Origin of the sequence: Pantoea sp. RG18, assembly GCF_025910075.1 — a bacterium.
GTDB classification, from domain to species: Bacteria; Pseudomonadota; Gammaproteobacteria; order Enterobacterales; family Enterobacteriaceae; genus Pantoea; species Pantoea agglomerans.
The window spans coordinates 753,289-769,708 of the sequence record NZ_JAPCIL010000002.1 but is presented as its reverse complement, the minus strand read 5'-3'; the positions used below and the strand labels follow the sequence as shown (position 1 = coordinate 769,708).

Annotated in this window: 16 protein-coding genes; 6 read left to right on the top strand and 10 right to left on the bottom strand. The window is 55.3% G+C overall.

Annotated elements, in window-relative coordinates:
- Positions 1–99: 99 nt before the first annotated feature.
- Positions 100–1,293: a multidrug effflux MFS transporter gene (locus OK409_RS04005; protein WP_010260592.1), complete on the top strand. Its 1,194-nt coding sequence runs from the start codon at positions 100–102 to the stop codon at positions 1,291–1,293.
- On the opposite strand, the gene dadX is transcribed toward OK409_RS04005, so the two are convergent.
- Together dadX and OK409_RS03995 are read right to left on the bottom strand one after the other, a co-directional pair.
- Positions 1,286–2,356, bottom strand: a complete 1,071-nt coding sequence (gene dadX, locus OK409_RS04000; protein WP_033787673.1) for a catabolic alanine racemase DadX — start codon at positions 2,354–2,356, stop codon at positions 1,286–1,288. The genes OK409_RS04005 and dadX overlap by 8 nt on opposite strands.
- Positions 2,357–2,375: 19 nt before the next feature.
- Positions 2,376–3,677, bottom strand: coding sequence for a D-amino acid dehydrogenase (locus tag OK409_RS03995; RefSeq protein ID WP_010260588.1), 1,302 nt, complete (start codon positions 3,675–3,677; stop codon positions 2,376–2,378).
- Positions 3,678–4,181: 504 nt separating this feature from the next.
- Here OK409_RS03995 and OK409_RS03990 point away from each other — a divergent pair.
- Positions 4,182–5,717: a SpoVR family protein gene (locus OK409_RS03990; protein ID WP_022625556.1), complete on the top strand. Its 1,536-nt coding sequence runs from the start codon at positions 4,182–4,184 to the stop codon at positions 5,715–5,717.
- A 42-nt stretch (positions 5,718–5,759) separates the two neighbouring features.
- Here the strand turns inward: OK409_RS03990 and fadR are convergent, their stop codons facing one another.
- Positions 5,760–6,479, bottom strand: a complete 720-nt coding sequence (fadR, locus tag OK409_RS03985) for a fatty acid metabolism transcriptional regulator FadR (RefSeq protein WP_010670276.1) — start codon at positions 6,477–6,479, stop codon at positions 5,760–5,762.
- A gap of 483 nt (positions 6,480–6,962) precedes the next feature.
- Here fadR and dsbB point away from each other — a divergent pair, with 483 nt between their 5' ends.
- Positions 6,963–7,493 (top strand): disulfide bond formation protein DsbB, encoded by a 531-nt coding sequence (gene dsbB, locus OK409_RS03980; RefSeq protein ID WP_010260580.1) that lies wholly within the window; start codon positions 6,963–6,965, stop codon positions 7,491–7,493.
- 632 nt (positions 7,494–8,125) lie between these two features.
- Here dsbB and OK409_RS03975 read toward each other — a convergent pair.
- The 3 genes from OK409_RS03975 to OK409_RS03965 all read right to left on the bottom strand — a co-directional run bounded on the left by OK409_RS03975 (position 8,126) and on the right by OK409_RS03965 (position 9,889).
- The gene (locus tag OK409_RS03975) at positions 8,126–8,572 is read right to left on the bottom strand and encodes a YcgN family cysteine cluster protein (RefSeq protein ID WP_010260578.1); all 447 of its coding nucleotides are present in this window, start codon (positions 8,570–8,572) and stop codon (positions 8,126–8,128) included.
- A gap of 65 nt (positions 8,573–8,637) precedes the next feature.
- On the bottom strand, positions 8,638–9,297 hold the full coding sequence (locus tag OK409_RS03970; RefSeq protein ID WP_010260576.1) for a fumarylacetoacetate hydrolase family protein: 660 nt from the start codon (positions 9,295–9,297) through the stop codon (positions 8,638–8,640).
- Between the two features lie 316 nt (positions 9,298–9,613).
- Positions 9,614–9,889 carry a YcgL domain-containing protein gene (locus OK409_RS03965; RefSeq protein ID WP_033757879.1) on the bottom strand — a complete coding sequence of 92 codons (276 nt, stop codon included), beginning with the start codon at positions 9,887–9,889 and terminating at the stop codon, positions 9,614–9,616.
- Positions 9,890–10,044: 155 nt separating this feature from the next.
- Here OK409_RS03965 and minC point away from each other — a divergent pair, with 155 nt between their 5' ends.
- The 3 genes from minC to minE are packed head-to-tail and all read left to right on the top strand — an operon-like array spanning position 10,045 to position 11,871.
- Positions 10,045–10,752 carry a septum site-determining protein MinC gene (gene minC, locus OK409_RS03960; RefSeq protein ID WP_010260571.1) on the top strand — a complete coding sequence of 236 codons (708 nt, stop codon included), beginning with the start codon at positions 10,045–10,047 and terminating at the stop codon, positions 10,750–10,752.
- 33 nt (positions 10,753–10,785) lie between these two features.
- Positions 10,786–11,598 carry a septum site-determining protein MinD gene (gene minD, locus OK409_RS03955; RefSeq protein ID WP_010260569.1) on the top strand — a complete coding sequence of 271 codons (813 nt, stop codon included), beginning with the start codon at positions 10,786–10,788 and terminating at the stop codon, positions 11,596–11,598.
- Positions 11,599–11,601: 3 nt separating this feature from the next.
- Entirely contained in the window at positions 11,602–11,871 is a 270-nt protein-coding gene (gene minE, locus OK409_RS03950) for a cell division topological specificity factor MinE (protein ID WP_008925314.1), read from the top strand.
- A 53-nt stretch (positions 11,872–11,924) separates the two neighbouring features.
- On the opposite strand, the gene rnd is transcribed toward minE, so the two are convergent.
- The 4 genes from rnd to tsaB all read right to left on the bottom strand — a co-directional run bounded on the left by rnd (position 11,925) and on the right by tsaB (position 16,386).
- The gene (gene rnd / locus OK409_RS03945; RefSeq protein WP_245116485.1) at positions 11,925–13,046 is read right to left on the bottom strand and encodes a ribonuclease D; all 1,122 of its coding nucleotides are present in this window, start codon (positions 13,044–13,046) and stop codon (positions 11,925–11,927) included.
- A gap of 98 nt (positions 13,047–13,144) precedes the next feature.
- Positions 13,145–14,821, bottom strand: coding sequence for a long-chain-fatty-acid--CoA ligase FadD (gene fadD, locus OK409_RS03940; protein WP_010260565.1), 1,677 nt, complete (start codon positions 14,819–14,821; stop codon positions 13,145–13,147).
- Positions 14,822–15,030: 209 nt separating this feature from the next.
- Positions 15,031–15,627, bottom strand: coding sequence for a Slp family lipoprotein (locus OK409_RS03935; RefSeq protein ID WP_010260563.1), 597 nt, complete (start codon positions 15,625–15,627; stop codon positions 15,031–15,033).
- Between the two features lie 60 nt (positions 15,628–15,687).
- Positions 15,688–16,386 carry a tRNA (adenosine(37)-N6)-threonylcarbamoyltransferase complex dimerization subunit type 1 TsaB gene (gene tsaB, locus OK409_RS03930; protein WP_264366785.1) on the bottom strand — a complete coding sequence of 233 codons (699 nt, stop codon included), beginning with the start codon at positions 16,384–16,386 and terminating at the stop codon, positions 15,688–15,690.
- Between the last annotated feature and the right edge of the window lie 34 nt (positions 16,387–16,420).

The following is a 16,420-nucleotide window of genomic DNA, read 5'->3' as shown; positions in this document are numbered from 1 at the left end:
AGGCATCGCATTTTCCGCACGACTTCCTCTATCTTTTTTGCCGCTGAATCATTACCCTCTGCGATCGTTTTTTAACAGAACGCTTACCCTCTGGTTGTTATGCAAAAATTTACTCTGCTGTTATTAAGCCTGGTGCTGCTGGCACCCTTAGGCATCGATCTCTATTTGCCCACGCTGCCACAAATCGCAGAAGGGCTGGATACGCCGGTTAATCTGGTGCAGACCACCATTCCCCTGTTTCTGCTGGTCATGGGGCTGGGACAGCTGGTGACCGGCCCGCTGGTGGACAACTATGGCCGTAAGCCGATCGCCCTGCTGGGCCTGGCGCTTTACATCACGGGGAGTGCCATCGCCGCCACCGCTACCTCATTCCCGCTGTTCGTCCTTGCCCGCCTGGTGCAGGGCTGTGGCGTCTGCTGCAGCGCGGTCGTGGCCTTTAGCGGCGTGCGTGACCGCCTGAGCGGTGATGATGCCGCCCGTGCATATGGCTTCCTGAATGGCGCATTAAACATCGTCCCGGCCCTGGCTCCGCTGCTGGGCGGTTTGCTGGCCAGCGCCTTTGACTGGCGCGCACCCTTCTGGTTTCTCTGCGCCTACGGCGTGCTGATTACGCTGCTGGTGATTATCTGGCTGCCAGAGACGCGCCCGGCGGATACCCTGCGGGTGAAAGGATTACCGATTAAACAGTATGCCGCGATCCTGCGTCAGCCGCGCTTTCTGGCGTTCGCGTTCGCCAATGCCGGTGCGCTGGGCATGGTGCTGACCTACGTGTCGCTGGCACCGCAGGTATTAATGACCGAAGGCGGGCTGACGCCAATCCAGTTCTCTTTTGCTTTTGGCGCCAACGGTTTCTGGATCATGTTTGTCAGCATGTTCGTGAATAAAGCGATTCGCAAAGCGGGTCGCCCTTTCTGCCTGGCGATGGGATTCTTCACTATGCTGCTGGGCGCCGTGCTGCTGGTAGCGGGGATGCAGATCTTCCCGGCGGAGATGCAGACGCACTGGGCGCTTTACATGTTCCCGGTGGCCGTTTCAGTTGCCGGGCTGGCCTTTACGGTAGGACCGGCCACCAGCTATGCGCTGGAGCCCTATCAGCAACAGGCGGGCGTGGCGTCCGCCTTGCAGGGATTCATTCAGATGGCCGGTGGCGCGTCAGGCAGCCTGGTCATTGTGGCGCTGCCGGTGGCGGAGAAGCTGTCGCTGAGTCTGATGATGCTGCTGGGTGCAGCGCTGGCCTTTATCGCCTGGCGCTGCAGCAGAAAGATGCGCGGCAGCCTGACCGCGCTTAAATAACGGTTACCGGAACGCGGGGTGCCAGCGCACACATCAGCTCGTACCCTACCGTTCCGGCCGCTTTTGCCACCTGATCGATTTTCACCTGCTCACCCCACAGCTCCACGGCTGAGCCAATACCGGCCTGGGGACAGGGGGTCAAGTCGACGGTGATCATATCCATCGAAACCGCACCAACCACCTGAGTCATCACACCATCGACACAGACGGGCGTACCCGTCGGGGCATGCCGTGGATAGCCATCCGCGTAGCCACAGGCCACCACGCCAATTCGCTGCGCTGCACTGGCTTGATAGCGGTAGCCGTAACCCACTCCATCGCCCGCCTGTAGCTGCTGGACCGCAATAATCTCACTGCTTAAGGTCATCACCGGCTTAAGGCCACTGCCTGCAATGTCCTGCCAGTCACCGCTGGGCGACGCGCCATACAGAATGATGCCGGGACGGACCCAGTCAAAGTGCGCTTCAGGATGCCACAGGGTGCAGGCGGAGTTGGAGAGCGATCGCGGACAGTTCAGCCCCTCAGCCGCCTGCTCTACGCGCTGCAGTGGCGCAATCAGACCCTGCGGATTTTCCGCATCGGCAAAATGGGCCATCAGCGTCATCTCACCTACCGTACTGAGCGCCCGCAGCTTTTGCCATGCACCGTTGACCTGTTCCGGGCGAAAACCCAGCCGGTTCATCCCGCTGTTCATTTTGAGATAGATATCAACCGGTGCTGCAAGTCTGGCACTGGCCAGCGCGTTGATTTGCCAGTTACTGTGTACGCTGGTGGTGAGACGATAACGGTCAATCAGCTGCAGATCCTCTGGCTGGAAGAAACCTTCCAGCAGCAGAATCGGCTTTTTCCAGCCCTGTTCGCGCAGCTGGATCGCCTCTTCCATATTAAGAAGCGCGAAGCCGTCAGTGGCAGATAACGCCTCGCGCACGCGATCAATGCCATGGCCATAAGCATTAGCTTTCACCACTGACCAGACGCGGGAGGCGGGTGCCGCCTGGCGAACAACAGTCAGGTTATGACGTAACGCCTGCTGGTTGATGGTAGCGACAATCGGACGTGACATCCTCTCTCTCCCTGAATACTTAACGAGTTGCGTTGGCGTTACGCAGCGGCGATGAGGTCGCCGCGAAACCGGGTAAGTAGCGGAACACCGCTAAGTCATCCGCCGCAATGGCCGGCTTTTTACCGGAGATGAGATCGGCCAGCAACTGACCAGAACCACACGCCATCGTCCAGCCCAGCGTACCGTGACCGGTATTGAGCCAGAGATTAGAGATCGGTGTGGCACCCACAATCGGCGTACCGTCTGGCGTCATCGGACGCAGACCGGTCCAGAAACTCGCCTGCGCGAGATGACCGCCTTCAGGATAGAGATCACTGACCACCATCTCCAGCGTTTCCCGCCGCGCTTCGGTGAGTTTGGTGTTAAAACCAACAATTTCCGCCATGCCGCCGACACGAATACGATCGTCAAACCGCGTCACCGCCACTTTGTAGGTCTCATCCAGGATAGTTGAAACCGGTGCGGCGTCAGGATTTTTAATCGGAATAGTGAGTGAATAGCCTTTCAGCGGATAGACCGGAATATCGATGACATTTTTTAACAGCGCGGTCGAGTAGGAACCAAACGCCACCACATAGCTGTCCGCCTTGATGATCTCATCACCGCACTTCACGCCATAGATGCGATTGCCATCGCGCAGCAGGTGGTCGACCGGAGTATTAAAGCGGAAGACCACGCCCGCCTCTTCGGCCATTTTTGCCAGCCGCTGAGTAAAGAGCTGACAGTCGCCGGTTTCATCATTGGGCAGGCGTAATCCGCCGGTGAGTTTATGCTGGGTTGCCGCCAGTGCCGGTTCAACGCGAGACAGTTCATGCGCCTGCAACAGCTCATAGGGCACGCCCGCGTCGCGCAGCACCGCAATATCTTTGCTGGCGCTGTCGAACTGCTGCTGGGTACGGAACAGTTGCAGCGTCCCGCCCTGACGGCCCTCATAGGCGATGCCGGTTTCACTGCGCAGCGCTTTCAGACAGTCACGGCTATATTCGGCAATCCGCACCATGCGGCTTTTGTTCTGCTGATAGTGATTGATGTCGCAGTTGCGCAGCATGTGCCACATCCACTCCAGCTGAAAACTACTGCCATCCAGCCGGATAGCCAGCGGCGCGTGACGCTGAAACATCCACTTCACCGCTTTCAATGGCACGCCGGGTGCCGCCCAGGGTGCGGCATAACCCGGAGAGATCTGACCGGCATTCCCTGCACTGGTCTCCATCGCTGCGGCGGGCTGACGATCAATGACCGTCACCTGATGTCCGGCACGCGCCAGATACCAGGCACTTGCCACCCCGACCACACCACTTCCAAGAATTACAACGTGCATAGCTCCCCCACCCGGCCTGTAAAAGCATAATTCACTGTTCAACTGATGATAGTCAGCGGATTTACATAGCGGACACCACCACAGAATTTCACCATCCATTTCACATCTTTTTTACTTTTCAGGTAACTAAAATCTTGTCGCGCGGCCAATTTCAGCGCTTTATGCGTCTTAATCCTTAAACACAGAAATAAATGACAACGAAGGCAGTTAAATCTGCCTGTTGCAGGAGATTCATTCAACCCCATACATTCCGCTTATAAACAGGATTTGATTCCGCAATTTATAATAATACCAGTATTAAAGGCTGTTAAATTCTCTGCCGCACCACTCTTAATGATTTTGTGCCAAAGAATTCGTTTGAGTTCGCATTTCGGATAAGCGACAGTGGGCTATCATTGTTGTGTTCGCTCAGTTTTTTTCGGGTTCCCTTTTTCAGGATGAAGCCTTAAATAACCAGAACGGGTTGTCTTTCGGGTCAGCCGGTTTGCAAAAAAGAGGTGCGCTATGACGACAATCTTTGACGAAGCCATCAGAGACAGCAAACGACTCAATGACGGACCAGACTGGACATTCGAACTGCTTGATGTCTACTTAGCCGAGATCGACCGGGTGGCTAAACTCTACCGGCTTGATACCTACCCGCACCAAATCGAAGTGATTACCTCTGAACAGATGATGGATGCCTACTCCAGCGTCGGCATGCCAATCAACTATTCACACTGGTCATTCGGCAAAAAGTTTATCGAGACCGAGCAGCGCTATAAGCATGGTCAGCAGGGTCTGGCCTATGAGATTGTCATCAACTCTAATCCCTGCATCGCCTACCTGATGGAAGAGAACACCATGACCATGCAGGCGCTGGTGATGGCGCATGCCTGCTATGGCCACAACTCTTTCTTTAAAAATAACTATCTGTTCCGCAGCTGGACGGATGCCGGGTCGATTGTCGATTACCTGTTGTTCGCCAAAAACTATATCAGTGACTGCGAAGAGCGCTATGGCGTCGAAGAGGTAGAGCGGCTGCTCGACTCCTGCCATGCCTTAATGAATTATGGCGTCGATCGCTATAAACGCCCGCAGAAGATCTCTCTGCAGGAGGAGAAGGCGCGGCAGAAAAGCCGTGAGGAGTATCTGCAAAGTCAGGTGAACACCCTGTGGCGAACGTTGCCACGGCGTGAGAAAGAGGCCGTGACCTTTGAAGCCGCGCGCTACCCTTCTGAGCCGCAGGAAAACCTGCTCTATTTTATGGAGAAAAACGCCCCGTTGCTCGAGTCATGGCAGCGTGAGATCCTGCGCATTGTGCGCAAGGTGAGCCAGTATTTCTATCCGCAGAAACAGACCCAGGTAATGAATGAAGGCTGGGCGACATTCTGGCACTACACCATCCTCAATCACCTCTATGATGAAGGCAAAGTGTCGGAACGCTTTATGATGGAGTTCCTGCACAGCCACACCAACGTTGTGTTTCAGCCGCCCTATAACAGTCAGTGGTATAACGGCATCAACCCCTATGCTTTAGGGTTCGCGATGATGCAGGATATCAAGCGTATCTGTCAGTCGCCGACCGAGGAGGATCGCTACTGGTTCCCGGATATCGCCGGTTCCGACTGGCTGGAAACGCTGCATTTTGCGATGCGCGAGTTCAAGGATGAGAGTTTTATCAGCCAGTTCCTGTCGCCGAAAGTCATGCGCGATTTCCGTCTGTTTACCGTACTGGATGATGACCGCAACAACTATCTCGAAATCGCCGCGATCCACGATGAGGCGGGCTACCGGGCAATTCGCCAGCAGCTCTCTGCGCAGTACAACCTGAGTAATCTCGAACCGAATATTCAGGTCTATAACGTCGATCTGCGCGGTGACCGTTCCCTGACCCTGCGCTATGTGCCGCAGAGCCGCACGCCACTGGATAAGAGCCGTCGCGAGGTGCTGAAGCATGTGCATCGTCTGTGGGGATTTGATGTGATTCTGGAACAGCAGAACGAGGATGGCAGCGTAGAGCTGCTGGATCGTAATCCACCACGCGGTTCATCACTCTGATGGGATAAAAACAAAAAACCGGACGCGATGTCCGGTTTTTTTTCAACGCTTACTGCCGAGATCGTCGGGCAGATTCTTCTGCATACTGTGCCAGATTTCACCGCTGCGGCGGCCGTAGTTGCGCACCACGTCCACAATCTCATCCTGTCCGGGCTCTTTGTCGCACAGTTCCAGCAGTTTAAGATAGAAATCGCGCGCGACCTGACGGGCTTCCGGATTAGAGAAGTAGTGGCGGCCAACGCGGGTATAGAGCCCTTTCAGGCCATTCAGGATCAGACCGTAAATCGGGTTACCTGACGCAAACGCCAGACCGCGGAACACCCGGTAGTCGAGCTCGGTATAGGCATCAGCCTGATCGGCAGCCGCGCTGACCGTTTCCAGCACTTCGCGTGCTTTGTCCGGATGATGGCGCAGCGCCCGGCTGATAAAGATCGATGAAATGTTGCTGCGTACCGACAGCAGGTTGTCGATCAGCACCGGAACGCTGTCGTGATCGAGACGGGCCAGCGTTTCCAGAATATTCAGGCCGGACGTCTCCCAGAAATCGTTCACCCGCGTTGGTTTACCGTGCTGAATAGTCAGCCAGCCATCGCGCGCCAGGCGCTGCAGCACTTCACGCAAGGTGGTGCGCGTCACCCCAATCAATTCAGAAAGCTCACGCTCAGCAGGAAGAATCGACCCTGGCGGAAAGCGACTGTTCCAGATGCTTTCAATAATATACTCTTCAGCAAATCCCGCTGGACTCTGAGCCTTTATAACCATAGCAATGTGTTCTCGTTGCTTTTCTAATCATGATGGGCACTCATCATACCAGACGCCCTATAGCGGATATAGCCTGCGTAACCATTAAAACCGGGCGCAGGCGCATATTTCAGCATGGCTGACCGCAGTATCAGCGGCTTCGGGATCACGGGCGGGCTGAATGGCTTTCTGCGCTGAAATGGCGCGTGCCACAGCACCGCTGAGTGTCAGCGTTCAGCCACCCTGAAAGCGCAGGACTTTGACAGCATATAACCCGCGCCTGCCGTTTCGCCTCCTGCCGCATGCGATCGCCTCTGTCGCCGCTGCGGATCTCCCCGCTCTTCACTGATCGGCGTTCTGCAGATAAGGTCTGGCTTATCCTCATTTAACCTGCTCTGGATCAGAATCAGGTCATGTTTGCACACGATTTTTCCCTGTCCCTGGCTGGTTTGCAAACGCTTTTGGTTTACACTGCGTGGCATTAACGTTTACAGGGAATGCAATATGTTGCGATATCTGAATCAATGCTCACGTGGTCGCGGAGCCTGGTTACTACTGGCACTGACTGCACTTGCACTGGAATTAACAGCACTCTTTTTTCAGCACGTAATGGGCCTGAAGCCCTGCGTGATGTGTATTTATGAGCGCAATGCGCTGTTTGGTGTGCTGGGCGCGGGTCTGGTTGGTGCGATTGCGCCGAAATCGCCGTTGCGTCTGGCGGCGCTGGCGTTGTGGATCTACAGTGCCTGGGAAGGTCTTCGTCTCTCTTATGAACATACCATGATTCAGCTGCACCCTAACCCCTTCACCACCTGTGATTTTGCTGCCCGCTTCCCCAGCGGCTTACCGCTGGATAAGTGGCTGCCGTCGGTGTTTCTTGCCAGCGGTGACTGTGCAGAACGCAGCTGGACTTTCCTGACGCTCAGCATGCCGCAGTGGATGATTGTGGTGTTCGCCGGTTATCTGCTGGTCGCGGCGCTGGTGCTGATAGCCCAGCCGCTGAAACCTAAACGCCGCGATCTCTTTGGTCGCTGAGATCAAAAAAGGCTGCCACTGGCATAATGCTGGTCAGTTAAGATTAGAGTTGTAAAGGCTGTCACGGTCAGACGTGGCAGCTTTTTTTCTGTGCGAGCGAGCCGCAGTGCGGGCCAGCGCACCTCTGCTGCTGCCGGGCCGTCCTCGCGCCGCTCACGCGGTACCTTCGGCTTTGACGGCGCGCCGACGAACCGCTCGGGGATCGGCCCTCCCTGGCCGGCCCCGAACTGTCCACGCTTCCCGGCGTGGACTTCTGGCCCACCGTCACGCCTCAGCGCTGCGGATAGCCCTTTCAGCAGCAGAGGCGCTCAGGCCTCCACTCTCGTGCCCTTTTTAACAATACACACTGAAGTTTCAGAGCAGGCTGGGGCCGGGCAGGGGCAGGTAATCCGCAGCGCTGAACAGAATGAGTCTGCCAGGAGAGCCCGCAGGACGCGGGCGAAAGGCGGGGCGGCACAGGATGTGCCATCCCCGGCGGTCCGTCAGGCAGAGGAATGGAGTGAAGGAACCGCCCAGCGGCGCGAGGACCGCCAGCCCCTGCCCGGCACCAGACTGCGTTATCACCTGTCGCTTAACTGACTGGTATTATGCCACTGGCAGCCTTTTTTCTGTTCCGATTGATAGCGCGGCACTCAGCCGTTGCGATCGGGGCGATCAATGATGTGATCTTCCCAGTCCCGCACTTCACTCTCACGCACCGCAATATACCGCACCGAAATACGCTGCGCATGCATCGCTGTTTTCGAACCGGCCCGCAGCGGATGCCATACGGGTAAATCTTTGCCCTCACCCAGCAGCCGGTAGGCGCAGGTGCGCGGCAGCCAGTTGAAGGTCGTCAGATTTTCGCGCGTTAACTTGATGCAATCCTCTTCAAGCTCGAAGCGGCGCTCATAGTTGCGGCACTGGCAGGTTTTAATATTGAGCTGATCACAGGCGACATTGGTGAAGTAGATCTCATCGGTGTCGGCGTCCTGCAATTTGTTCAGGCAACACTGTCCACAACCATCACACAAGGATTCCCATTCCTCATCGCTCATTTGTGCCAGGCGTTTTTGTTGCCAGAAAGGGGTGTCAGTCATGATGATTTGTCCGGATTGTGCCTAAACCGCACCTTATAAAGCCTATGCGGCGGTGATGCAAGTTTTTAGAGTACGCGCGTGCTGATGCCGTGACCCGCCAGTGAAACTTCCAGCTGATCACCCGAGCGCATCGGGCCTACCCCTTCTGGCGTACCGGTCAGAATCACATCGCCTGCACGCAGGGTAAAGTAGTGGCTCATATGGGCAATCAGCGGCAGGATTTTATGAATCATGTCTTCGGTGTTGCCGTGCTGACGCACTTCACCGTTCACCAGCAATTTAAGCTCGACGTTCTGCGGATCGCCACTGAATTCCGTCACCGGGATAAAACCGGAGACAGGACAGGCGTTATCAAAGCCTTTGGATTTTTCCCACGGCTGGCCCGCTTTTTTCAGCCCGGCCTGCAGGTCACGCAGTGTCAGATCCAGCGCCACGCCATAACCTGCAATCGCCTTAGCCACATGCGCATCGGTCGCCTGCTTCAGTGTCGCGCCGATTAGCACCGCCAGTTCAACTTCATGATGGACCTCGCCAAACGCGTCGGGAATAGAGAGCGGCTGACGCAAATCACACAGCGCCGTTTCCGGCTTAATAAAGATCACCGGTTCGGTTGGGGTTGCGCTGCCCATCTCTTTAATGTGCTTTGCATAATTACTCCCGACGCAAACCACTTTGCTGACCGGAAAATCTAACAGAGCGCCTTGCCAGTTACGATGCTGATACATGCTCATCCCCTGTTCAGGTTAGGTGTGATGCCAGCGCTGCTGGCGGGTTGATGTTTGCTCATGCGTTGATCGAAATGCCAACCTCATAGCGTGATAATAAGATCCTTTTAACGGTCCGGGGTGCGTAATTTGTCAGAAAGCGTAAATGCAGGCGTTGAAGTGCTGAATAATCGTACAAATCAGGAGAAAAAATTGAGCAGGGAATTTAAAAAGGGGTGAAACAGATAAGCTGCGCCGTTAATTTTGCGCAGTATCAGGGCAATATTATCCTGCCAGGATCGCACCGACAGGATTTATATTTACAGAAGAATCCGAGTTAAAGTTTTTTATCGGTCTGTAAATGAATGTTGAGGAGACTTTCAATCGGCGGAGGGAGCTGTAAATAATAGCCCTGCTCGCTCAATCCCTGCTTAACTTTATTGATATCCGCATTAGCCAGCCTGTCCCGCCCCGCCAGCTTAAGCACCATCGCCAGCTGCGGCTTGCCAAAGCCTTTCAGCAATTCTTCCGGAACGCGCGAGAAATCGTCCTTTTTTTCAACATAGAGATAAGTCTGGTCACGTAACGGGCTTCTGTAGATCACACAAAACATATTTTTTACTCGAATTAACCGGCGTTGAGGCTTGTCTGAATATAGCTGTAACTATAACATGCTTGCAGAACTTCGAATATTCACCGTTAGCGCTTCAACGATGATTTTATCATCGCCAGGCTTTCGGTAGTGAAAACAGGACTGAGTCGGGACAGATGTCGCAAACGCCAATCGAATTCAAAGGTAGCAGTTTCACCCTGTCTGTCGTCCATTTGCATCACCATGACCCTGCGGTGATTCGCAAGGCACTCCAGGACAAGATTGACCAGGCTCCAGATTTCCTGAAAAACGCGCCGGTGGTACTTAACGTCTCGACATTAAGTGCCGATGTTAACTGGAAACTGTTGCAACAGGCGGTTCTCGCCACCGGTTTACGCATTGTCGGCGTAAGCGGCTGCAAAGACGAAGCGCTGAAACGTATGATCGCCCGTGCCGGCCTGCCCGTGCTGGCAGAAGGTAAAGAGGCCAGACCGCAAGCCGCCGCGCCGCAGCCGATACCTGAACCTCTGCCGGCTGTAACCGAAACGGTAGCAACGAAAACCCGCATCGTGAACACCCCGGTGCGCTCGGGCCAGCAGATTTATGCGCGTGATGCCGATTTGATCATCACCAGCAGCGTCAGCGCCGGCGCTGAACTGGTCGCCGATGGCAATATTCACATTTACGGCATGATGCGCGGTCGCGCCCTGGCGGGTGCCAGCGGTGACCGCAACTGCCAGATTTTTTGTACCAACCTGGCTGCCGAGCTGGTCTCGATTGCCGGAGAGTACTGGATCATGGATCAGATCCCGCAAGAATTTTTTGGTAAAGCTGCGCGCCTGTGCCTGCAGGATGGCGCGCTGACTATCCAGACACTTAATTAGGCCCCTTTTCTTTTGTTAAGGAAATCAACATTTATGGCACGCATTATTGTAGTTACATCCGGTAAAGGGGGCGTTGGTAAGACCACGTCAAGCGCGGCCATCGCCACCGGTTTAGCGCAGAAAGGCAAAAAGACAGTTGTGATCGATTTTGATATCGGTCTGCGTAACCTGGATTTGATCATGGGCTGTGAGCGCCGTGTGGTCTACGACTTTGTTAATGTAATCCAGGGCGATGCCACACTGAACCAGGCGCTGATTCGCGACAAACGCACGGAGCAGCTCTACATTCTGCCTGCGTCGCAGACCCGTGATAAAGATGCGCTGACCCGTGAGGGTGTTGAAAAAGTTCTGAACGATTTGGCTAAGATGGAGTTCGATTTCATCGTCTGTGACTCACCGGCAGGGATTGAAACGGGCGCACTGATGGCGCTCTACTTTGCCGATGAAGCCATTATTACCACCAACCCGGAAGTCTCTTCTGTCCGCGACTCCGACCGCATCCTCGGCATCATCTCATCCAAATCCCGTCGCGCTGAAAACAGTCAGGACCCGGTGAAGGAGCATCTGCTGCTGACCCGCTATAACCCTGGCCGGGTGAACCGTGGCGATATGCTGAGCATGGAAGATGTGCTGGAGATCCTGCGCATTCCTCTGGTCGGCGTGATCCCTGAAGATCAATCGGTGTTACGTGCCTCTAACCAGGGCGAACCGGTGATTCTTGACGGCGAATCTGATGCTGGCAAAGCCTATGCCGATACCGTTGAACGGTTGCTCGGTGAAGTACGCCCCTTCCGCTTTATCGAAGAAGAGAAGAAGGGTTTCCTGAAACGCCTGTTCGGGGGATAAACCATGGCATTACTTGATTTCTTTTTATCCCGGAAGAAGAACACTGCCAACATAGCCAAGGAAAGGCTGCAGATTATCGTGGCAGAACGGAGAAGGGGCGACAGTGAGCCCCACTATCTTCCGCAACTTAAGCGCGACATTCTGGAAGTGATTTGCAGATATGTGAAGATCGATCCAGAAATGGTAACGGTTCAGCTCGACCAGAAAGGTGATGATATCTCGATTCTGGAGCTGAACGTGACGCTGCCGGAAACGGATGAAGTGACTAAATGACGCTGACCGTTTGCTGAATTTCCCCTGCGCTCTGGCAGGGGAAATTTAACCGGTTAACAACCCGCCAGAATCTCCTCAATGCCGGGTTTCAGCAGTTCGCCCCGCCATCCGGTGAGTAACTCCGGCTGACGTCCCTGTGGCTTCAGGCCCCAGTGCTGACTTAATACCTGATTAATCTGACGTCGTGACGCCAGTAGCTCCTGACTGAATCCACTCTGCTCGCTCACCTGCTGCACCAGCGCTTTCATCGCTTTAAACACCGGCTTGTAGTGAGGATGGTCAATCAGATTGCCCAGCGGAGCCGGCAGTTCGCTCTCATCCAGCGCCTCAGCTTCTGCCACCAGCGCCACCAGCGCTTTGCCGTGGAAACGAATTTCGTGGCCTGACAGCCCCAGATGATCCAGCTCGCCCAGTGAGCCGGGCATAAAGCGCGCTACTTTCCACAGGTGCTCTTCGCGCACCACAAAGTTAACGGCCATATCTTTTTCACGCGCCAGCTTCAGACGCCAGGCCGCCAGTCGCTGCAACGCCGCCAGCTGACGCGGTCGCAACTGCCAGGCATTGGTAATATCCCGCCAGGCTTCATCCGGCGACAGGCTATCCAGACGACGCTGACACAGGTTATCGCACTCACTGAGGGCCGCCGACATATTGCCGGCCGCTTCCGTATTGATCATCAGCTGACGGGCAATCGGCAGCAGATAGTGAACATCCGCCGCCGCATACTCGCACTGACGCTGGGTCAGAGGGCGCGCCAGCCAGTCCGTGCGTGATTCACTTTTATCGAGTTCGACCTGAGTGAAATGTGCCACCATTGAGGCAAAACCCCAGGAGAGCGGCTGGCCAGAGAATGCCGCCAGAATCTGGGTATCGATCATGGGTGTCGGCAGCACGCCGAAACGGTGCAGGAAGACTTCCAGATCTTCACCCCCGGCATGCAGGAATTTGGTGACGCTGGTGTCGGTCAGCAAGGCAATAAAGGGTGACCAGTCACGGATATTCAGCGGGTCAATCAGCACCAGTTGCTGATCGTCGAACAGCTGGATCAGGCCAAGCTGAGGGTAGTAAGTGCGGGTGCGGACAAATTCGGTATCCAGGGCCACCGCCGCGTGCTGGCGCGCTTTCTGACACACGTCTGCCAGTTGATCATCCTGGTCGATAAGGGAATAGTTCACGTCTGATTTCCACCGCAGCCAACAACGCGCGGCGCTCCATGTTAAAAACAATAAAAACGCCGGACATGCCGGCGTTCAACCTCAATTTCTGCCCGGATTCAGCTCGCGCCGGGTTTCGCCTCGTCGCGCAGCTCACGCCGCAGGATCTTGCCGACGTTGGTTTTAGGCAACTCATCACGAAACTCAATGATTTTCGGCACTTTGTAACCGGTCAGCTGACGGCGACAGTGATCGAGCACCTCTTCTTTGGTGAGCGATGCATCTTTTTTCACGATGCAGACTTTTACCGCTTCGCCAGAAAGATCGCTGGGCACACCGATAGCCGCGGCTTCACGCACTTTAGGATGCTGCATCAGCACGTCTTCGATTTCATTCGGATAGACATTAAAACCTGATACCAGAATCATATCTTTTTTGCGGTCAACGATGCGAATAAAGCCTTCCTGGTCAACGGTAACAATATCACCGCTGTGGAGCCAGCCATTTTTCAGCACTTCCGCTGTCGCTTCCGGATGCTGCCAGTAGCCCAGCATCACCTGCGGGCCGCTGATGCAAAGTTCGCCCGGCTCACCCGGAGGAACTTCATTGCCGTCATCATCCAGAATCAGCACATCGGTCGAGGGCACCGGCAGACCGATACTGCCGGTATGACAGCTGATGTCATAGGGATTGACCGACACCAGCGGAGAACACTCTGTCAGGCCATAGCCTTCCAGCAGATAGTGTCCGGTCAGTTTTTCCCAGCGCTCGGCCACCACTTTCTGCACCGCCATTCCGCCACCGGCGGAAAGACGCAGCGTTGAAAAATCGAGTTTATTGAATTGCTCATCGTTGAGTAGCGCGTTAAACAGCGTATTCACGCCGGTAATGGCGGTAAACGGAAATTTCCCCAGCTCTTTAACAAAGCCGGGAATATCGCGCGGATTGGTGATCAACAGATTCTGACCGCCCAGCTCCAGGAACAGCAGGCCATTCACCGTTAAGGCGAAGATGTGATAAAGCGGCAGCGCGGTGACGACACACTCTTTACCGTCACGCAGCACCTTGCCGTAGGTCGCGCGGGTCTGCTCAAGATTCGCCTGCATGTTGCGATGGGTCAGCATCGCCCCTTTGGCCACGCCAGTGGTGCCACCGGTGTATTGCAGGAAGGCGAGATCGTCATTGGAGACCGTCGGGCGTTGATAATTGAGCGTTTCGCCGACTTCCAGTACGTGGCGAAATGAGATTGCCCCCGGCAGATGGTATTTGGGCACCAGCTTCTTCACATACTTAACGACAAAGTTAACCAGCGTCGCTTTTATTGGCGCCAGCTGATCGCCCATCCGGGTCAGGATGACGTGCCGCACAGCGGTTTTCGCCACCACTTTTTCCAGCGTGTGCGCAAAATTCGAGACAATGACAATCGCACTGGCCCCACTGTCATTGAGCTGATGCTGCAGTTCGCGCGGCGTATAGAGCGGATTCACATTGACCACCACCATACCCGCACGCAGCACACCAAACAGGGCCACCGGATACTGCAGTAAATTCGGCATCATCAGCGCCACACGGTCACCCGCTTTCAGGCCCAGCTGTTGCTGAAGATAGGCGGCAAAAGCGCGGCTCTTCTCTTCCAGCTGACGATAACTCATCTTCTGACCCATGTTCAGGAACGCGGGTTGATCGGCGTAGCGTTTTGCGGCCTGCTCAAACAGATCCACCAGCGAGGTATAACGATCTGCACTTATTTCGGCAGGCACATCTGCCGGGTAGCGTTTCAGCCAAACCTTATTCAAGGATCCACCCCGATAATTATGTTGTATTTCCATCGCTGCCTCAGCCAATCTGGTTTGTTAACAATATTTTAACTGATTGTACCAGTTTGCCTGTTTTGGCATGTTGAGGTTGCGAAGTGCATCACTAAATTTCGTGCTGATAAAACAGGCAAATAAAAAGCCCGGCAGCGAGCACCGCGACCGGGCTGATACTTAAATGTTTTTTGCACTTACTCGGTCAGAATGGTCTGCACCTCTGCCGGCCCACTGTTCATCATTCCCCAGTAGGGATTCGGACCCCAGTATCCGCCGCGATGGCGGGTCGGACCATACCAGATCCAGGGATCCATCGGCTGGGGTGGTGCTGTCACCTGCTGGGTAAGTCGCCAGCGCTGATAACCGCGCACATCGATGACCGCAAATTTATAATCCGCTTCACCAATTTTGCCCTGCTCTGTCCCCTTAAGGGTACCCAGCACCGTCACATACTGGTTTCTCACATCCACCGGATCAACAAAACCGCGGATATCGGCATAAATCCGACCGACCGAGGCCGCACCCAGACGCGGTCTGGCGCTATCATCCAGCGGCTGCGCAGCAATCTCAAGCCGGGTTTTGCCGTTCAGGTTAGTGACATTCACTACCTTGCCGCCAAAGCGAGATTCCTGCCCGACAAAGAGCGAAGGATTGCTCATGACCCGCAACAGATCCTGCTGCGGCTGAGGTGAGCTGCCCTGCAGCGTGTCAGGAATTGAGACACAACCGGTTAACGCCAGTACACAGGTCAGCAACAGACCTGAAAGCCCTTTACCACACATTGACGACATAGACGTTCTCCCGTTAGGTAAAGAGTTAGACTGGACGCATAACAATAAGTTGCGTGCATTTTACCGGCCAGGTAATTTTTTCCAGGCGACTTCATTACGCAGATAAGTGGGCTCCGCCGTTTCCGGCAGCAGCGTCTTCCCCTGCGCCAGCGCAAGGGTCGCCAGCGGCAGCATATCTTCTGCAGCGGGCAGCGTAACGTCACTGGCGTTCAGGGTTAGCTCGTGTCCCTGCTGCAGGGCAGGATAAGCCTGCCAGCCGGTGCCCGCGGTCATCCATTCGCCAGAGAGCGCCTGCATCCGGGCCAGTGCCGCTTCGGGCGACAGCACGCTTTCGCTGGCCTCACCCTGCCAGGCACCCTGTTCATCACGCTGATATGCGGCCCAGTAGACCTCGCCCATCCGCGCATCAATAGCGGTTAATACGCGGGTAGCACCGTGCAGACGCCACGCGCCTTCCGCCAGCGTGGCCAGCGTGGAAACCGCGATCATCGGCAGTGAAGCGCCCAGTGCCAGTCCCTGCGCAATACCAATGCCAATCCGCACGCCGGTAAAACTGCCAGGGCCGCGACCAAAGGCGAGCGCGTCCAGGTCGGTCAGTTCCAGCTGCTGTGCCAGCAGTAGCTCCTCGATCAGCGGTAAAATACGCTGGGTGTGATCGCGCGGGGCAATTTCGAATCGGGCATCAATCTGTTGCTGATTCAGCAAGGCGGCTGAACAGGCTTCTGTCGCCGTATCCAGCGCTAAAATTCGGGCTGACATGACTACCTCAGAAGAAAGAAAACGGCGCGCATCT

Coding starts and splice junctions, on each gene's coding strand:
- OK409_RS04005 (WP_010260592.1), top strand. CDS start 100: ATGCAAAAATTTACTCTGCTGTTATTAAGCCTGGTGCTGCTGGCACCC.
- dadX (WP_033787673.1), bottom strand. CDS start 2,356: ATGTCACGTCCGATTGTCGCTACCATCAACCAGCAGGCGTTACGTCAT.
- OK409_RS03995 (WP_010260588.1), bottom strand. CDS start 3,677: ATGCACGTTGTAATTCTTGGAAGTGGTGTGGTCGGGGTGGCAAGTGCC.
- OK409_RS03990 (WP_022625556.1), top strand. CDS start 4,182: ATGACGACAATCTTTGACGAAGCCATCAGAGACAGCAAACGACTCAAT.
- fadR (WP_010670276.1), bottom strand. CDS start 6,479: ATGGTTATAAAGGCTCAGAGTCCAGCGGGATTTGCTGAAGAGTATATT.
- dsbB (WP_010260580.1), top strand. CDS start 6,963: ATGTTGCGATATCTGAATCAATGCTCACGTGGTCGCGGAGCCTGGTTA.
- OK409_RS03975 (WP_010260578.1), bottom strand. CDS start 8,572: ATGACTGACACCCCTTTCTGGCAACAAAAACGCCTGGCACAAATGAGC.
- OK409_RS03970 (WP_010260576.1), bottom strand. CDS start 9,297: ATGTATCAGCATCGTAACTGGCAAGGCGCTCTGTTAGATTTTCCGGTC.
- OK409_RS03965 (WP_033757879.1), bottom strand. CDS start 9,889: ATGTTTTGTGTGATCTACAGAAGCCCGTTACGTGACCAGACTTATCTC.
- minC (WP_010260571.1), top strand. CDS start 10,045: ATGTCGCAAACGCCAATCGAATTCAAAGGTAGCAGTTTCACCCTGTCT.
- minD (WP_010260569.1), top strand. CDS start 10,786: ATGGCACGCATTATTGTAGTTACATCCGGTAAAGGGGGCGTTGGTAAG.
- minE (WP_008925314.1), top strand. CDS start 11,602: ATGGCATTACTTGATTTCTTTTTATCCCGGAAGAAGAACACTGCCAAC.
- OK409_RS03935 (WP_010260563.1), bottom strand. CDS start 15,627: ATGTCGTCAATGTGTGGTAAAGGGCTTTCAGGTCTGTTGCTGACCTGT.
- tsaB (WP_264366785.1), bottom strand. CDS start 16,386: ATGTCAGCCCGAATTTTAGCGCTGGATACGGCGACAGAAGCCTGTTCA.